General features: G+C 73.8%; 17 protein-coding genes. 7 read left to right on the forward strand and 10 right to left on the reverse strand.

What is annotated here, in order from left to right; genetic code table 11:
• Together AB0K67_RS01725 and AB0K67_RS01730 are read left to right on the forward strand one after the other, a co-directional pair.
• Complete coding sequence (locus AB0K67_RS01725; protein WP_364051165.1) at positions 1–573, forward strand: dienelactone hydrolase family protein; 573 nt, start codon at positions 1–3, stop codon at positions 571–573.
• A gap of 40 nt (positions 574–613) precedes the next feature.
• Complete coding sequence (locus AB0K67_RS01730; RefSeq protein WP_364051168.1) at positions 614–1,213, forward strand: helix-turn-helix domain-containing protein; 600 nt, start codon at positions 614–616, stop codon at positions 1,211–1,213.
• Positions 1,214–1,283: 70 nt separating this feature from the next.
• Here AB0K67_RS01730 and AB0K67_RS01735 read toward each other — a convergent pair whose 3' ends face one another.
• Complete coding sequence (locus AB0K67_RS01735; protein ID WP_364051171.1) at positions 1,284–2,231, reverse strand: SDR family oxidoreductase; 948 nt, start codon at positions 2,229–2,231, stop codon at positions 1,284–1,286.
• Here AB0K67_RS01735 and AB0K67_RS01740 point away from each other — a divergent pair.
• The 3 genes from AB0K67_RS01740 to AB0K67_RS01750 are packed head-to-tail and all read left to right on the forward strand — an operon-like array spanning position 2,220 to position 4,535.
• Positions 2,220–2,666 carry a hypothetical protein gene (locus AB0K67_RS01740; protein ID WP_364051174.1) on the forward strand — a complete coding sequence of 149 codons (447 nt, stop codon included), beginning with the start codon at positions 2,220–2,222 and terminating at the stop codon, positions 2,664–2,666. The genes AB0K67_RS01735 and AB0K67_RS01740 overlap by 12 nt on opposite strands.
• 33 nt (positions 2,667–2,699) lie before the next feature.
• Complete coding sequence (locus AB0K67_RS01745) at positions 2,700–3,290, forward strand: TetR family transcriptional regulator (RefSeq protein ID WP_364051177.1); 591 nt, start codon at positions 2,700–2,702, stop codon at positions 3,288–3,290.
• Positions 3,291–3,323: 33 nt separating this feature from the next.
• A complete protein-coding gene (locus tag AB0K67_RS01750; protein WP_364051180.1) occupies positions 3,324–4,535 on the forward strand; it encodes a cytochrome P450 in 1,212 nt (403 codons plus the stop codon).
• Here AB0K67_RS01750 and AB0K67_RS01755 read toward each other — a convergent pair.
• The 7 genes from AB0K67_RS01755 to trpB form a co-directional block, all read right to left on the reverse strand.
• Positions 4,525–6,300: an alpha/beta fold hydrolase gene (locus AB0K67_RS01755; protein WP_364051183.1), complete on the reverse strand. Its 1,776-nt coding sequence runs from the start codon at positions 6,298–6,300 to the stop codon at positions 4,525–4,527. The genes AB0K67_RS01750 and AB0K67_RS01755 overlap by 11 nt on opposite strands.
• Before the next feature lie 11 nt (positions 6,301–6,311).
• Complete coding sequence (locus AB0K67_RS01760; RefSeq protein ID WP_364051186.1) at positions 6,312–6,881, reverse strand: TetR/AcrR family transcriptional regulator; 570 nt, start codon at positions 6,879–6,881, stop codon at positions 6,312–6,314.
• A gap of 224 nt (positions 6,882–7,105) precedes the next feature.
• Positions 7,106–7,819 (reverse strand): hypothetical protein, encoded by a 714-nt coding sequence (locus tag AB0K67_RS01765; RefSeq protein ID WP_364051189.1) that lies wholly within the window; start codon positions 7,817–7,819, stop codon positions 7,106–7,108.
• Positions 7,820–7,829: 10 nt separating this feature from the next.
• Positions 7,830–8,042, reverse strand: coding sequence for a hypothetical protein (locus tag AB0K67_RS01770; RefSeq protein ID WP_364051192.1), 213 nt, complete (start codon positions 8,040–8,042; stop codon positions 7,830–7,832).
• Positions 8,043–8,340: 298 nt separating this feature from the next.
• Positions 8,341–9,096 carry a GntR family transcriptional regulator gene (locus AB0K67_RS01775; RefSeq protein ID WP_364051195.1) on the reverse strand — a complete coding sequence of 252 codons (756 nt, stop codon included), beginning with the start codon at positions 9,094–9,096 and terminating at the stop codon, positions 8,341–8,343.
• On the reverse strand, positions 9,093–9,908 hold the full coding sequence (trpA, locus tag AB0K67_RS01780; protein ID WP_364051198.1) for a tryptophan synthase subunit alpha: 816 nt from the start codon (positions 9,906–9,908) through the stop codon (positions 9,093–9,095). The genes AB0K67_RS01775 and trpA overlap by 4 nt, the downstream gene beginning before the upstream one ends.
• Entirely contained in the window at positions 9,905–11,062 is a 1,158-nt protein-coding gene (gene trpB, locus AB0K67_RS01785) for a tryptophan synthase subunit beta (RefSeq protein ID WP_364057394.1), read from the reverse strand. The genes trpA and trpB overlap by 4 nt, the downstream gene beginning before the upstream one ends.
• A gap of 255 nt (positions 11,063–11,317) precedes the next feature.
• On the opposite strand from trpB, the gene AB0K67_RS01790 reads away from it, so the two are divergent.
• Entirely contained in the window at positions 11,318–12,205 is an 888-nt protein-coding gene (locus tag AB0K67_RS01790; protein ID WP_364051201.1) for an oxidoreductase, read from the forward strand.
• 93 nt (positions 12,206–12,298) lie between these two features.
• Here AB0K67_RS01790 and AB0K67_RS01795 read toward each other — a convergent pair whose 3' ends face one another.
• Positions 12,299–13,060 carry a MerR family transcriptional regulator gene (locus tag AB0K67_RS01795; protein WP_364051204.1) on the reverse strand — a complete coding sequence of 254 codons (762 nt, stop codon included), beginning with the start codon at positions 13,058–13,060 and terminating at the stop codon, positions 12,299–12,301.
• A gap of 234 nt (positions 13,061–13,294) precedes the next feature.
• On the opposite strand from AB0K67_RS01795, the gene AB0K67_RS01800 reads away from it, so the two are divergent.
• Positions 13,295–14,776, forward strand: a complete 1,482-nt coding sequence (locus tag AB0K67_RS01800) for an FAD-dependent monooxygenase (protein ID WP_364051207.1) — start codon at positions 13,295–13,297, stop codon at positions 14,774–14,776.
• Here AB0K67_RS01800 and AB0K67_RS01805 read toward each other — a convergent pair.
• The gene (locus tag AB0K67_RS01805; protein ID WP_364051209.1) at positions 14,773–15,264 is read right to left on the reverse strand and encodes a MarR family winged helix-turn-helix transcriptional regulator; all 492 of its coding nucleotides are present in this window, start codon (positions 15,262–15,264) and stop codon (positions 14,773–14,775) included. The genes AB0K67_RS01800 and AB0K67_RS01805 overlap by 4 nt on opposite strands.
• Positions 15,265–15,279 lie beyond the last annotated feature (15 nt).

Below are 15,279 nucleotides of genomic sequence, written 5' to 3' on the forward strand. Positions count from 1 at the left end.
ATGGCACGGATTCTCCTCTTGCACTCGATGTACGGGCTGCGGCCCGCCGTCCACCAGGCCGCCGACAGGTTCCGGGCGGCCGGACACGAGGTGCACGTGCCCGATCTGTACGACGGCCGGGTGGTCGACACGGCCGAGGAGGGCATCGCGATCAAGGAGGAGATCGGCCGCGACGAGCTGCTCAAGCGGGCCGTGTCCGCCGCGGCCCCGCTGTCGGAGGACGGCCTGATCTACGCGGGCTTCTCGCTCGGCGCGGCGCTGGCACAGAACCTCGCGCTGGGCGACGAGCGCGCGCGTGGCCTGCTGCTCATGCACGGCACCTCCGACATGGCCGAGGGCGTGTCGGCCGACGACCTGCCCGTGCAGCTCCACGTCGCCGACCCCGACACCAACGAGCCCGCCGACTGGCTCAACCACTGGTACATCCAGATGCGCCGGGCCAGGGCCGACGTCGAGGTGTTCCGCTACGCGGGCGCCGGCCACCTGTTCACCGACCCCGACCTGCCCGACTACGACGCCGAGGCGGCCGAGCGCGCCTGGGCGATCGCGCTGGACTTCGTGGCCGGCCTCTGAGCCGCTGCGTCACATCGAGCGTTCGAGAGGGGGACGTACGATGCCGACCGGCACCGCCATCCGCGACGTCCGCGCGCAGCTTTTCGCGGCGGCCGAGCGCGTGCTGCTGCGGGCCGGGCCCGAGGGCCTGACCAGCAGGGCGGTCACGGCGGAGGCGGGGGTCGCCAAGGGCGTGCTGCACCGGCACTTCGCCGACTTCGACGCGTTCGTCGCCGAGCTGATACGCGACCGCATCGTCCGCCTCGACACCCAGGCCAGCTCGCTCACCGCCGTGGCGGGCACCGGCACCGTCGCGGGCAATGTCACCCGCGCGCTGTTCGACCTGTTCGACCCGGTCACCGTGGCGATCGTCGGCCTGGTCATCTTCCGCGACGAGCTGCGCGCCCGGCTGCGCTCCACCACCCCGTCGGGCATCCCGCTGCTCGCCGAGGGCATCGACATGGTGCGCGCCTACCTCACCGACGAGGTGGAGCTGGGCCGCCTGGCGGCCGACACCGACGCCGCGACGCTCGCGCTGACGCTGGTCGGCACCGGTCACATGCTGTTCGCCGACCGCGCGGCCGGGCCGCCGGACACCGAGGCGGTCGAGTCCATGGTCAGCCTGGTGCTCGCGGACGTCCTCCAGCGCCGCCTCCTCTGACCCTGCGAAGCCGCCTCCTCTGGCTCCGCCCGCGGATCGGCGCGCGCGGAGCTCTCGCCGAAAAGGCGGCTCACCCGCTGAAGGTCGACCAGGCCGAGGCGCGCACGACACGGCCGACTTGGGCGGCGCGACGCTGGGAGCACGGCGAAGGCAGGTGATTCCGGCGGCCGGGGTCAGCCTGCGAAGGCAGGTGGATTCCGGCGGCCGGGGTCAGCGCGCCGGCGCCGCCGTCCACCGGCACGATCGCGCCGGTCACCATCGAGGCGCGGTCGCTGAGCAGCCACGCCGCCACCTCGGCGACCTCGCGTGGCTCGGCCATCCGGCCGAGCGGGGTCATCGCGGTCGCCCGCTTCTGGACACCGGGCGAAATCGCCTCCCACTCGTCCATCATCTTCGTGGCGGTGCCGCCGGGGGTGATGCCGTTCACCCGGATGCCGTCGGCCGCCCAGCTCACCGCCGCGGTCTCGGTGATGCTGTTGAGCGCCCGCTTCATCGCCCCGTACGCGGGCAGCGCCGGGTTGGCGCGGCGGCTGCCGATGCTGGAGGTGTTGACGATCGCGCCGCCGCCGCTCTTGCGCATGAGCGCGGCCTCGGCGGTCATGGCCGTCCAGTGACCGCGGAAGTTCACCGCGAACTGCCGGTCGATGTCCTCATCGCTGGTGACGTCGAGCGGTCCCGGCTGCGGCATCGCCGCGCCGTCGTTGAACGCGCCGTCCAGCCTCCCGTGCAACTCCTCAACGCGGCCGACGGCGGCGCGGATGCTCTCGCTGTCGCCCAGATCGACGCGTACGGCGTCCGCGACGCCGCCCTCCTCCCGGATCTCGGCCACGATCCGGTCAAGGCTGTCAACACTGCGGGCGGCGAGCACGACGGCGGCGCCCTCACGGGCGAAGAGCCGGGCGGCCGCCTCCCCGATGCCGCGGCTGGCGCCGGTGGTGACCTTGCCCGTGAGCAGGCCGGCAGGTGCGGAAACAGGACGCCCGGCCTGTGCCGTGAGGAGGTCGCGGTGCTCGCGCACATCTCCACCGAGTACTACGTACGGCTGGAGCAGGGCCGGGCGCCGCGCCCGTCGGGTGAGGTCCTGGCCGGGATCGCCACGGCGCTGCGGCTCAGCGACACCGAGTGCCGCCACCTCCACCTCCTGGCGGGCACCGCGCCGACGCGTGCCGCGGTGCTCAGGCGCGACGTGCGGCCGAGCATCCTCGCGCTGCTGGAGCGGCTGCCGCAGACGGCCGCGATCGTGCTGTCGGCGGCCTTCGAGGTGCTCGCCTGGAACCATCTCGCCGCGGCGCTCATGGAGGACTTCGCCTCACCGACCGCGACCAGCGGCTCGTGCTCTACAGCGCGCGCCCGGGCTCCCGCGACGCCGAGGCCCTGGCGCTGCTCGACGTGCTCGGCCCCGACTACGCCAGGACGTAAGTCAACGGCTATTTACATCCCTTGCCGATCATGACTATCCTGCGGTCGTCAACCGGAAGGGACATCGATGACCGCAAGCGGCGCCGAAGCCGTCCGCAGGCGCGACGCGGCGAGGACCCGGCAGCGGCTGCTCGACGCGGCACTCAAACGCTTCGCCCACGACGGCTACGCCGCCACGACCGTCCGCGACATCACCGACGACGTCGGCGTCAACGTCGCCCTCGTCAACCGCTACTTCCAGTCGAAGGAAGGGCTGTTCGAGGCGTGCCTGGCCGCCGCCGTGGAAGAGCTGCGGCGCGTCGCAGGGAACGCCCCGCTCTCCGACGCCATCCGGCACATCATCACCGCGACCGGCGAGGACCGGATCACCGACGTGCTGCTGCTCCTGCTGCGCACGTCCGGCGACGAGAACGCCGAGCGGATGCGCGTCGGGCTGCTCAGATCCGCCAGCGAGGACCTGGCCTCCGTGGCCGGGTGGCGGCCCGAGGACCCGCAGGGCGAGGCGCTCATGCTGCGCGCCCAGCTCGTGCTGGCGCTGGCGGTCGGGGTGGCCACGCTGCGCGTGTCCACCGAGCTGCGGCCGCTGGCCACGGCCGGGGACGAGGAGCTGGCGGGGCCGCTGCGCGAGGTCGTCGACACGTTGCTGCCCAGGTCGTGAACGCCGTGCGCGTCCATCTTCGAAGGGAGAGCCTTGACCACCGACTCCGCTGAGACGCTGGTGACCACCCGCGGTTGCCCGTTCGCCCCGCCCGAGCAGCACCTGCGGCTCCTGCGCGAGCGGCCCGTCACCAAGGTCAAGCTGCCGACCGGCCGCGAGGCGTGGGTGACCACGCGCTATGAGGACATCAAGAAGGTGCTGAGCGATCCGCGCTTCAGCGCGAACCGCCGTCACCCCGCCGCGCCGCGCCTGGTCAAGGACCAGGTCGATCAGCCCGCCACGTCCCCGCTGCCGAAGATGATGCTGGAGATGGACCCGCCCGAGCACGGGCCCGTCCGGCGGGCGGTGGTCGGCGAGTTCACGCTGCGGCGCATCGCCGCCCTGCGGCCGCGCATCCAGCAGATCGTGGACGAGCACCTCGACGCCATGCTGGCCGGCCCGCGCCCGGCCGACCTGGTCGAGGCCGTCGCGCTGCCGGTGCCGTCGCTGGTGATCTGCGAGCTGCTCGGCGTGCCGTACGAGGACCACGACTTCTTCCAGGCCAACTCCGCGCAGCTGCTCAACCGGCGCGCCACCGAGCAGGAGCGCCGGCACGCGGTGCTGTCGTTGGTCGGCTACCTCGACAAGCTGATCGCCGCCAAGGAGGAGCAGCCCACCGACGACCTGCTCGGCCGCCAGATCGTCAAGCAGCGCGAAAGCGGCCAGGTGGATCGCGGGGCGCTGCTCAGCACGGCGTTCCTGCTGCTCATCGGCGGCCACGAGACCACCGCCAACATGATCTCGCTGGGCACGTACCTGATGCTCACCGAGCACCCCGAGGCGGCGCAGGCGCTGCGCGAGCACCCCGAGAAGGCCGAGTGGGCCGTGGAGGAGCTGCTGCGTTACTTCACCATCGCCGAGTTCGCGATGGCGCGGGTGGCGCTCGAGGACGTCGAGGTGGGCGGCACCGTCATCCCGGCCGGGTCGGGTGTGCTCATGCTGGCCAACGCCGGTGACCGCGACCCCGAGGTGTTCGAGGACCCCGAGCGCTTCGACATCGAGCGCGGCGCCCGCAACCACCTCGCCTTCGGCTACGGCGCCCATCAGTGCCTGGGCCAGAACCTCGCGCGGGCGGAGCTGGAGATCTTCTTCGCCACGCTGTTCCGTAAGGTCCCGACGCTGAAGCTGGCCGTGCCCGCCGAGCAGCTGTCGTTCAAGGAGGAGGCCGCCGTCTACGGCATGCACGAGCTGCCCGTCACCTGGTGAGCTTCCAGCTCGCCTGCCGCGTCACGACGCCGGTGCGGGGCGAGAGCTCGCCTTCGAGGCGAGCGGCGAGCGTGGCGGGGTGGGTGAGCTGCGGGTAGTGGCCGGCGCCGTCGATCGTGGTCACGGGAACGTCCACCGCGACGGCCAGCGGGTCGTCCGAGCCCACCACGATCTCCACGGGCACCTCGACCCGCTCGAGGAGGCGGCGCAGCTCGTCGCGCTGGGAGTGGCCCGCGCGCAGGGCGGCCACCACGTTGCGGGCGCGGCCGGGGCGTGCCAGGTCGGCCAGGTCGCCCTCGGGCACGCCCAGCATCGCCGCCAGGCGGGCCCTCGGCAGGCGGCGCAGCAGCGGCACCGCCGCCCACGACCGCGACAGCCGGGGGCCGGGCCGCTGCAGGAACGCCGGTGCCACCAGCACCAGCCGGGAGATCGCGTGGGGATGCGCGGCGGCGTAACGCAGCGCGGGGCCGCAGGCGAACGAGTGCGCGACCAGCACAGGACGCCTCCGCACCGGCCGGAGCAGCCCGCTCATCCACACATCCAGCGTCTCCTCCGGCGGGAGAGGCTCCTCCGCCGGAGGGCCCGATCGGCCCTGGCCCGGCAGGTCGGCGGCCAGGGCCGGGGCGCCGAGGCGGTCGGTGACCTGCCGCCAGGAGCCGGCGTCCAGAGGCAGGCCGTGCAGCAGCACGTAGCCGGGGTGCTCCCGCTCGCCGATCACCCAGGTGCGTACGCCCGCCACGTCCTGGTAGCCGTACGGGCCGCTGGGGGCGGGCGCGGCGCCGAAGCGGGCGGCCACCAGGTCGTCGGCCCGGCTCGTCAGCGCGTCCTCGATGGGCGGCAGGCTGAGCCCGGCCCGCTCGGCGAACGCCCGCGCGGGCCCCGTGTCGTAACGGTCGGGCGACAGGAACGACAGCGTCTCGGGATCCACGCCGATCAGCGCCCGGGGCAGCCGCCGCAGCAGCCCGACCGGGATCGAGTGCCGGGGCGCGCGCACGCCCATGTGCCGGGCCAGCAGCGCGATCAGGTCCGGCAGGACGGGCGTGCGGTCGTCGAGGATCCAGTACGCCCGGCCCGCGGTCTCCTCGTGCTCGGGCAGCCGGGTCATGAACGCCGCCAGGTAGCGCACGTCCACGACCGGCACGAACACCTCACGACCCCCGGGCACGGCGGGAAGGCGGCCGTGCCACAGGTCCGACACCATCGACGCCAGCCCGAGGAACTGGCCGGGCCCGATGGCGGTGGAGGGGTTGGCGATGGTGAGCGGGATGCCGCGTTCGGCGGCGCGGGCCCTGATCGCCGTGTCGCCCTCCTTCTTCGACGCCTCGTACGCGCCCTCGCGCCGGTAGTCGGGCTGCTCGCCCCCGGGTCCCGGGCTGACGCGGTAGCCGCTGATGTGCACGACCCGCCGCAGGCCGGCCCGTTCGGCGGCCCAGTCGAGGACGTTGAGCGCACCGGTCACGTTGGCCGCCCGCGCCTCCTCCACGCTCAGCCCGAACGCGAAGCGGGCCGCGCAGTTGTAAACGTCGCGCACGCCGTCCAGGCCGGTGGGCGGCAGGCCGAGGCCGGACGTGGTGATGTCGGCGCGTACGACGCTGAGCCCGCCGAGCGGCACGCCCTCGCCGTCCAGCCAGGAGGTGAGCCTGTCGGGGTTCCCGCGTACGGCGGCGGCCACCCGGTTGCCGCGGCGCAGCAGCTCGGCCACCACGGCACGCCCGATGAACCCGGCGGCGCCGAAGACGATGGAGTCGGGGGAGTCTGATGACATGAGCGGGCTCCTCAAGAGGCGGTGAGCAGGACCGCGGCCCGGCGGGCCACGGTGTCGAGCGACCGGCGGTCGCGCCGCGCTCTGGCGAGCAGCAGCGCGCCCTCGATCAGGGCGAGCACGGTCGTGGCGGCGCCCTCGGGGTCGGGGTGCCCGTCGGCGGCGAGCCGGTCGGACAGGATGCGCTCCCAGGAGTCGTAGACCTCGGCGCACACCTGCTGAAGCACGTCGTGGGTGGCGGCCAGCTCCAGCGCGACGGTGGCGACCGGGCAGCCCTTGCGCCACCCGGACGACTCAAGGCGGTCTCCGAGCATCGTGATCAGGCCCGTGACCAGGGCCGTCGTGTCAGGTGCCGTGGTGGCGAGCTGGTGCGCCGCGTCCGCGATCTCCCGTCCGGCGCGTCGCAGCGCCTCGGCGATCAGCTCGTCCTTGCCACCGGGGAAGTGGAAGTAGAGCGAGCCTCTGGGCATGCCGCTGGCTGCGATCACCTGGTTGAGCCCGGCGCCGAAGTAGCCGCCGGCCTCGATCAGCTCCTGGGTGGTGTCGAGCAGTCGTGCGCGCGTCTCCGCGCCCTTACGTCCCATGCCTCAAAAATAGACCGGTCTACATATTCTGGCAATCGAACAAGGGACGAGGTGTAGTCAGCCGGGCCTCTGTGGGGCCTGAGGAGGCTGGGGGCACGTGGCGCCTCGGGCCGCCGGTGAGCCGGTGGCCCGTTTCAGCGTGTGGCGTCTCGGAGGACCGGTGAGCCGGCGGCTCGCGTTCAGCACGCGGTATCTCGGGCCGCCGGTGGGCCGGTGGCTCGCGTTCAGCGCGTGCTGGGGAAGGGCTGACCTGACGCCAGCCGTTCGATGAGGCCGGCGACGGCCTTCTCGCCGCCGTTGGCCGTCACCCACCGGTGCACCTGGCAGGCGGCGTCGGCGTACGTCTGAGGATCGGCCGACGCCGCGCGCAGCCAGCCGTCGAGCGTGTCCGGCAGAGCCCCGCGGGGCGCGCGCAGGCAGCGGTCCCCGGCCGGGGCGAGGTAGCGGGGATCGTCGCTGACCAGGACCGCCAGGCCCTCGTCGAACCACTGCGGGACGCCGGCGCCGTCGAGGCGGGCGTGCAGCTCCACATGGGTCAGCTCGTGTGAGGCGATCACCGGATCGACGCCGCGCGGGGACAGCATGACCGACCGGTTGAGCACGGCGATGCCGCGTTCACCGCCGCCGCCGATCCTGCGGTAACAGCCATCGGTCAGGCACACCAGGACGTCGGGGGCGGTCACCCGGCCGCCGAAGAAGGCGCGAACCCGCTCGTTCGCCTGCGCGACGGCCTCGGTCACGCGCCGTCGCTCGGCCGGGGCCAGACCCGGCTCGGCGTAGACGCCGGGCGCGATCCGTTCCAGGCCGTAACAGCCCGGACATGTGGTGGCCGCGACGGACGGGAAGGCGATCGCGGTCACCGCCACGGCCGCGGCGAGCACCACCGCGACCGCCGCACCCGCGATCCACCAGAATCTGCGGCGGCGCGTCACGGGCATGCGAACCTCCTCACCGCCGGCGCGCGGCGTCGAGATGCGGTGCCCGCCGGGTGTGGTGGTCCAGCAGGCGGGTGAGCAGGTCCACGAACTGGTCGCGCTCCGCGGCGGCCGGCAGGGCGAGCAGCTCGTCGTGGAGGTCGCCGAGGACCCGTCGGCGCAGCCGCTCCGGCGTCTTCGTCCCGCCGGAGTGCAGCGTGTCGGTCGCTTCGGCTCCGCCGCTCATGGCGCTGATCATAACGGGTTGCGTCAGTCGGCCTGACGATCGCCGGCCTGCTCGCCCGCTTCGCGCTCCTGCTCGCCCGCTTCGCGCTCCTGCTCGACGAGAAGCGCCGACAGCACGCGGGCACCGTCTTCGCCGGCGACGTGACCGTGCACTCGCCCCGCTGAGGCGAGCTGCGCGCGCCGGCGGGGCGCCCCCTTCGCCCCTGCGACAGCGCTTCACCGCCACGAGGACGCCGGAGGGCCGGCGGCCGCGCGAGATGCGGATCACGCCCGCATGGACACGCCCCCGGGTGATCGGGTCAGGAGGTGGCGCGCCAGGTGAGGGAGAGGCCGGTGGCGGCGCGTTCGGTACGGATCTCCATCATGCTGCCCAGGATCGTGGCGTGGTCGGACACCACGGGCGTGCCGTCGAGCGTGTGGGTGACGCGGGTGCTGAGCAGCACCGGGCTGCCCTCCGGCTCGCGCAGGCGGCGGGCGGCGGCGCCGTCGAGCAGGCCGGGCCGCACCACCTCGGACGCGCGGGCGACCGCCACCCCGGCGTCGGCGAGCGCGGTGTAGAGCGAGACCTCGGTGAAGTCGCGGTCGCGGATGCGGTCGCCCACCGGGCGGCGTACCCACGAGACCTGGTGGACGGCCGGACGCCCGGCGAACTCGCGCACCCGCTCAAGGCGCAGCGCGCTCTCGCCGGGCGGCAGCCGCAGCTCGGCGGCGACGCGGGCGGGCGCACGGCGCACGGCCCGGCCGACCACCACGGTCCGCACATCGTGGCCCTGCGTGCGCAGGTCGTCGGCCAGGCTGCGCAGCGAGTCGAGCTGGTACGCCAGGTGCGGCGGCGAGACGAACGTGCCCTTGCCGGGCCGCTGCACGATCAGCCGTTCGTCGCTGAGCTGCCGCAGCGCCTGGCGCAGCGTCATGAGCGTGACCCCGTAGGAGGCGCTCAGCTCGCGCTGCGGCGGCAGTGCCTCGCCGGGGGCGTAGTGGCCGGACCGGATCTTCGCGGCGAGGTCGGCGGCGATGGCGCGGTATCTCGCCTCGTGCCCGGCGTCGGCGGTCATCGTGGTGGGTCACACTCCTGGTCGAGGGCCTGCCGCAGGGTCGTGACGAAGGCCCGCAGGTCGTCCGGTGCCGCCCCGTCGAGCACGCGCCGCATGACGGCCGCGCCGACCACCACGCCGTCGGCGTGCCGGCGGGCTTCGCGGGCCTGATCCGGGGTGGAGATGCCGAATCCTAGCAAGACCGGCAGGTCGGTGACGTTCTTGAGGCGGGCGGCGAGCCGTGCCGCCGACCCGGCGAGCGCGGCCCGCTCGCCGGTGATGCCCATGACCGAGACCGCGTAGACGAACCCGCGGCTGCGGGCGCCGATCTCCGCCAGCCGGGCGTCCGGTGTCGTGGGCGAGGCCAGCAGGGCGGGTTCGACGTCGTACGCGGCCGCCGCCTCCATCAGCTCGTCCGCCTCGTGCACCGGCAGGTCGGGCACGATGAGCCCGGTGACGCCCGCCCGGCGCAGCGCGGCGCAGAACGCCTCGGGGCCGTCGTGCAGCACGAGGTTGTAGTAGGTGCTCGCGATCAGCGGCACGCCCAGGTCCGGCAGCGCGGACAGGTCGGCGAGGATGCCGCGGGTGCTCGCGCCCCTGCTGAGGGCCTCCTGGCTCGCCTGCTGGATGGTGGGGCCGTCGAGCGTGGGGTCGGAGAACGGCAGGCCGACCTCGATGGCGTCGGCTCCCGCGGCGGCGAACGCGTGCAGGTAGCCGGTCCAGCCGGGGGTGATGCCGGCGGTGACGTACGGCATGAGCAGACCACGCCCGGCGTCGCGGCGGGCCCGCAGGTGGCGCTCGACCGCGCCCATGGTCAGGACCGAGTCGTTCACAGCAGCTCCTTCAACGTCGCCATGTCCTTGTCGCCGCGGCCGGACAGCGTCATCAGCACCGTCGATCCGGCCCGCAGCTCGCCGTCGCCCGCCGCGCGGATGATCCAGGCGAGGGCGTGCGCGGACTCCAGCGCCGGCAGGATGCCCTCGGTGCGCGCCAGCCGTACGGCGGCGGCGACCGCCTCCTCGTCGGTCACCGTGACGTAGCGGGCCCGACCCAGGTCGCGCAGGTGGGCGTGCTCGGGGCCGACGCCGGGATAGTCGAGCCCGGCGGCGATGGAGTGCGCCTCGACGATCTGCCCGTCGCCGTCCTGGAGGAACAGCGAGCGGGCCCCGTGCAGCACGCCGAGCCGGCCTCTGGCGGCTCCCGCCCCGCCCTCGGCCTCGACGCCGACCAGCCGGGCGGAGGTGTCGGCGAACCCGGCGAACGTGCCCGCCGCGTTGGAGCCGCCGCCGACGCAGGCCACCACGTGGTCGGGCACTCCGGCGGGCAGCGCGGCGGCGCACTGGGCGCGGGCCTCGTCGCCGATGACCCGCTGCAGTTCCCTGACCATCCACGGGTACGGGTCGGGCCCGACGACCGAGCCGATGCAGTAGTGGGAGTCTCCGGTGGTGCTCACCCAGTGGCGCATGGCCTCGCTGGTGGCGTCCTTGAGCGTCCGGCTGCCGGTGCTCACCGGCACCACGTCGGCGCCCAGGACGCGCATGCGGAAGACGTTCAGCTCCTGGCGTTCGATGTCGCGTGCGCCCATGAACACCGTGGCCTGCAGCCCGAGCAGCGCGGCGGCGGTCGCGGTGGCCACGCCGTGCTGGCCCGCGCCGGTTTCGGCGATCAGCCTGGCCTTGCCCATGCGCTTGGCGAGCAGGGCCTGCCCCAGCACGTTGTTGATCTTGTGGGAGCCGGTGTGGGTGAGGTCCTCGCGCTTGAGGTAGAGCCGCACGCCCAGCTCCTCCGACAGGCGGGCGGCCGGGGTGAGCGGGGTGGGCCGGCCCGCGTGCACGGCCAGCAGGTCCGCCAGGGCCCCGCGGAAGCCGGGGTCGGTCCAGGCGGCGCGGAACGCCTCGCCCACCTGGTGGCAGGCCTCCACCAGGGATTCGGGTGCGTATCTGCCGCCGTAGGCGCCGAATCTGCCCAGGTCGCGGGGCTCGGCCATCGTCGCGCCCGGCGGGGCTGGGTCTGTCCAAGGCAGCACGTCGTACATGCCGGCCTCCCTCTCTCGTTCTATAACTCTTCTCAGAGTTCTATAACAGTGAGTGTGGCATGGACAGCGCGGGAACACCACCGCCGGGGGAGCTGATATGATGATCGTGAACGCGTGAGCCTTCTCGGCCGGATATCCGTCCGCTGCCGAGGAGGCTTTTTTCGTGCCCGAAAATGGGCGTTCGACTGACATGTGATGAGGATCGACATGACTTCTGCGGCGAGTGCGGGCACGTGGCGGCTCGGCGACCTGACCGTCAACCGCATCGGCTTCGGCGCGATGCGCCTGCCCGGGCGGGTCGCCTTCGGCTCCGACAAGCGCGACCCCAAGCAGGCCATCGCCGTGCTCCGGCGGGCGATCGAGCTCGGCGTGAACCACATCGACACCGCGGCCTTCTACTTCACCGGCGACCTGGCGGCCAACGACCTGATCGCGCGGGCGCTGGCCCCGTACCCCGACGACCTGGTCATCGCCACCAAGGTCTGGCCGGGCCGCAGCCGCGTGACCGGCGACTGGTGGTGGGCCAAGCCCGCGCAGCTGCGCGAGCAGGTGGAGCAGAACCTGCGGACGCTCGGCCGCGACCGGCTCGACGTGGTGAACCTGCGCGTGCCCGGCAGCAGGCGGAACGGCTCCATCGCCGAGCACTTCGGCGCGCTGGCCGAGCTGCGCGACGCCGGGCTCATCCGGCACCTGGGCGTCTCCAACGTCACGGCCGCGCAGCTCGCCGAGGCGCAGGCGATCGCGCCGGTGGTGTGCGTGCAGAACGCGTTCGGCATCGGCTCTCCGGCCGAGGAGCGTGAGCTGCTGCGCGCCTGCGGCGAGCAGGGCATCGCGTACGTGCCGTTCTTCGCGATCGCCGGGACCGGCCGCGAGTCGGGAGCGGTGACCGGCGAGCACGAGGCGGTGGAGGAGATCGCCCGCGCCCACGGCGCCTCACCCGCGCAGGTCCGCCTGGCCTGGACGCTCGCCCAGGGCCACAACGTGCTCGCCATCCCCGGCACCGGCGACCTCGGCCACCTGGCCGAGAACGTGGCGGCGGGCGAGCTGCGGCTCTCCGGCGCCGACCTCGCCCGGCTGAACGCGCTCGGCGGCTAGCTCGACGGCCGGCGCTGCCGGTGGTGCTCTCCCTCGCCCCCTTCGGCGAGCGTCACGTCCGGCGCGGGAGGAGTCCCGCGCCCTCGGCCGGCGTCAGCGGGGCAGGCGGGCGCCGATGAGGCGGATCGCGCGGCGGACCACTTCGGCCTGGGCCGGGGCCAGGCCGTCCAGGAACGGCTCGACCGCTTCGGCCCTCCAGCCGTCCACCGCGTGGTCGGCCAGCACGTGCTCCAGACTGAACGCGGCCAGCTCCTCGGCCATCGGCGCCACCCGCGGGTCGTCGGGATCGGCGCCGGCCAGCTCGTCGAGCCTGCGGTAGAAGTCGTGCCCGCGCGCCGCCAGCTCGGGGTCGGCGGTCAGCGCGTCGAGCGCGGCGAACGTCCGCCGCCCGTCCGGCGCGCGTGAGACGCTGTCGACGAGCATGAGCAGGTCGCGGTCCCAGGCCGCCGACGGCGAGGCCGGCACGTCGATGGCCTTGAGGAACGACACCAGGTCGGGCGATGCGGTGTCGTCGGGGCTGAGCGTGCCGTCCTCGACCCGGCTCAGCACCTCGGCGAGCCTGGCCCGCCGCAGGCGGATGTCGCGTTCCTGCGCGGCCAGGTCGGCGTCGATCTCGGCGAGGATCTCGGGCAGCTCCCTGGAGCGCTCCTCGGCCATGACGTCGCGGATCTCGTCGAGGCTGAGCCCCAGCCCCACCAGCCGGCGTACGCGGGCCAGGGCGATGGCGTCGCGCATGCCGTACTCGCGGTAGCCGTTGGCCAGGCGCGGCGGCTCCGGCAGGACGCCCTGGTGGTGGTAATGGCGCACGGTACGGGTGGACACCCCGAGCAGCGCGGCCAGCTCTCCGATCCGCATGTGCCCAGTTAAGACATTGACGCCGCGTCAAGGTCAAGCCGCCGGGGAAAAGCGGTGGACCGGGCGGTCGCCGGGCTTGTACCGTACCGGCGACCGTGACACGGCCCGAGGAGGTGACAGACCCATGAACGCTGTAGCGAAGTGGGCGCTCCGCCCTCGCGCCACGGTCAGGCGAGCGACGTAGGTGCCGCCGGGAGCGCCCCACCCCGGCACTCCCGTCGAAAGGCACCGAAAATGCACTCTTCTCCGAAGTCCGTCGAGCCCTCGCACGCCGAACCCGCCGATCCGCCGTACGACGTGGTCATCGCCGGTTGCGGGCCCACGGGCGCCATGCTGGCCGCCGAGCTGCGGCTGCACGGCGTACGGGTCCTCGTCGCCGAGCGCGAGAGCGAGCCTGGGCCGATGGTCCGCATCGTCGGCCTGCACATCCGCAGCCTGGAGCTGATGGCGATGCGCGGGCTGCTCGACCGCCTGCTCCCGCACGGCAGGCGGCGTCCTGCGGCGGGCTTCTTCGCCGCCATCCCCAAGCCCGCGCCCGAGGGCCTCGACACCCCGTACGCGTACGTCCTGGGCATGCCGCAACCGGTCATCAACCGCCTGCTCGAAGAGCGCGCCGCCGAGCTGGGCGCGCAGGTCATTCCCGGCCGCGCGGTGACCGGCTTCGAGCAGGACGCCGAGGGGGTGACCGTCGAGCTGACCGGCGGCGAGCGGCTGCGCGCCCGCTACCTCATCGGCTGCGACGGCGCCCGCAGCACGGTGCGCAAGCGGCTCGGCGTCGGCTTCCCCGGCGAGCCCGCGCGCAATGACACGCTCATGGGCGAGATGGAGGCGAGCGCGCCGCAGGAGGAGATCGCCGCCGTGGCCTCCGCCGTCGCCGCCCGCCAGTGGCCGTTCTGGATCAGGCCGTTCAACGGCGGCAGGACCTACAGCGTCGTCGTCTCCGCGGGCGGCGTGGCCGACCGCTCGCGCCCGCCCACGCTGGACGACTTCCGGCAGCGGCTGCGCGCCGTCGCCGGCACCGACTTCGGCGTGCACTCTCCGCGCTGGCTGTCCCGCTTCGGCGACGCCACCCGGCTGGCCGAGCGCTATCGGGTCGGGCGGGTGCTGCTGGCCGGGGACGCGGCCCACATCCATCCGCCCTTCGGCGGGCAGGGGCTCAACCTCGGCATCCAGGACGCGGTCAACCTCGGCTGGAAACTGGCGGCGCAGGTGCGCGGCTGGGCGCCGGACACGCTGCTCGACACCTACCACGCCGAACGCCACCCGGTCGCCGCCGACGTCCTCGACAACACCCGCGCCCAGGCCGTCCTGGCGTCCCCGGAGGCGGGGCCGCGCGCGGTGCGGCGGCTGCTCGCCGAGCTGATGGACATCGACGAGGTGAACCGCCGCCTCATCGAGAAGATCACCGCGATCGCCGTCCGCTACGACTTCGGCGCGGGTCCCGACCTGCTCGGCCGTCGCATGCCCGACGTCGGGCTGACGCGGTGCCGCCTGTACGACCTGCTGCGCGGTGGGCGCGGCCTGCTGCTCGACCGTACGGGACGCCTCACCGCAGGCGGCTGGTCGGACCGCGTCGATCAGCTCACCGATCCCGGCGCGGCGGTGGACGTACCGGGTGTGCTGCTCCGTCCTGACGGCCACGTGGCCTGGATCGGCGACGACCAGCGCGACCTCGATGAACACCTGGCCCGCTGGTTCGGCGAGCCCGCCGGCTAGTCGCGGGCGGGGGAGCGGCGCTCCCGCAGGGGAGCGCCGAGCGCGCGCAGCGCGGGCACCGCGGCCTGCAGCGCGCCGCGCTGGTCAGGCGTCAGCGCGGCGAGGGCGTCGGCGAACATCTCCGCCCAGGCGTCCTCGATCATGGCCATGCCGTGCTGGGCGTCCACGGTCGGATAGAGGCGCACCGCGCGGCGGTCGTGCGGGTCGGGCTCGCGGCGGATGAGCCCGCGGGCGAGCAGGGCGCGCACGGCCGTGCTGACGTTGCTGCTGTGCAGCCCCAGCTCGTGGGCGAGCGCCTTGGTGCCGGTGCCGGGGCAGTCGAGAACGTAGCGCAGCACGTCGAGCTCCGACGGGGGCAGGGGCGGCAGGCCCGCCTCGGTGATGCCGCCCTGCCGCAGCACGCGGGCGAGCGCGTACAGCGCCGGCGCGAGCCGCCTGGCCTCGCGAAGCAGGTCGTCACGGCCGGCAGGGGCATCGCTCTTGCGCACTCCTGGATCTTACCT

It is taken from the genome of Nonomuraea sp. NPDC052634, assembly GCF_040678535.1.
In the GTDB taxonomy this organism is placed as follows: Bacteria; Actinomycetota; Actinomycetes; order Streptosporangiales; family Streptosporangiaceae; genus Nonomuraea; species Nonomuraea fastidiosa.

Bases quoted from the DNA above. Each gene is read 5' to 3' on its own strand.
- AB0K67_RS01725 (WP_364051165.1), top strand. From the start codon at position 1: ATGGCACGGATTCTCCTCTTGCACTCGATGTACGGGCTGCGGCCCGCC.
- AB0K67_RS01730 (WP_364051168.1), top strand. From the start codon at position 614: ATGCCGACCGGCACCGCCATCCGCGACGTCCGCGCGCAGCTTTTCGCG.
- AB0K67_RS01745 (WP_364051177.1), top strand. From the start codon at position 2,700: ATGACCGCAAGCGGCGCCGAAGCCGTCCGCAGGCGCGACGCGGCGAGG.
- AB0K67_RS01755 (WP_364051183.1), bottom strand. From the start codon at position 6,300: ATGTCATCAGACTCCCCCGACTCCATCGTCTTCGGCGCCGCCGGGTTC.
- AB0K67_RS01760 (WP_364051186.1), bottom strand. From the start codon at position 6,881: ATGGGACGTAAGGGCGCGGAGACGCGCGCACGACTGCTCGACACCACC.
- AB0K67_RS01765 (WP_364051189.1), bottom strand. From the start codon at position 7,819: ATGCCCGTGACGCGCCGCCGCAGATTCTGGTGGATCGCGGGTGCGGCG.
- AB0K67_RS01770 (WP_364051192.1), bottom strand. From the start codon at position 8,042: ATGAGCGGCGGAGCCGAAGCGACCGACACGCTGCACTCCGGCGGGACG.
- AB0K67_RS01775 (WP_364051195.1), bottom strand. From the start codon at position 9,096: ATGACCGCCGACGCCGGGCACGAGGCGAGATACCGCGCCATCGCCGCC.
- trpB (WP_364057394.1), bottom strand. From the start codon at position 11,062: ATGGCCGAGCCCCGCGACCTGGGCAGATTCGGCGCCTACGGCGGCAGA.
- AB0K67_RS01790 (WP_364051201.1), top strand. From the start codon at position 11,318: ATGACTTCTGCGGCGAGTGCGGGCACGTGGCGGCTCGGCGACCTGACC.
- AB0K67_RS01795 (WP_364051204.1), bottom strand. From the start codon at position 13,060: ATGCGGATCGGAGAGCTGGCCGCGCTGCTCGGGGTGTCCACCCGTACC.
- AB0K67_RS01800 (WP_364051207.1), top strand. From the start codon at position 13,295: ATGCACTCTTCTCCGAAGTCCGTCGAGCCCTCGCACGCCGAACCCGCC.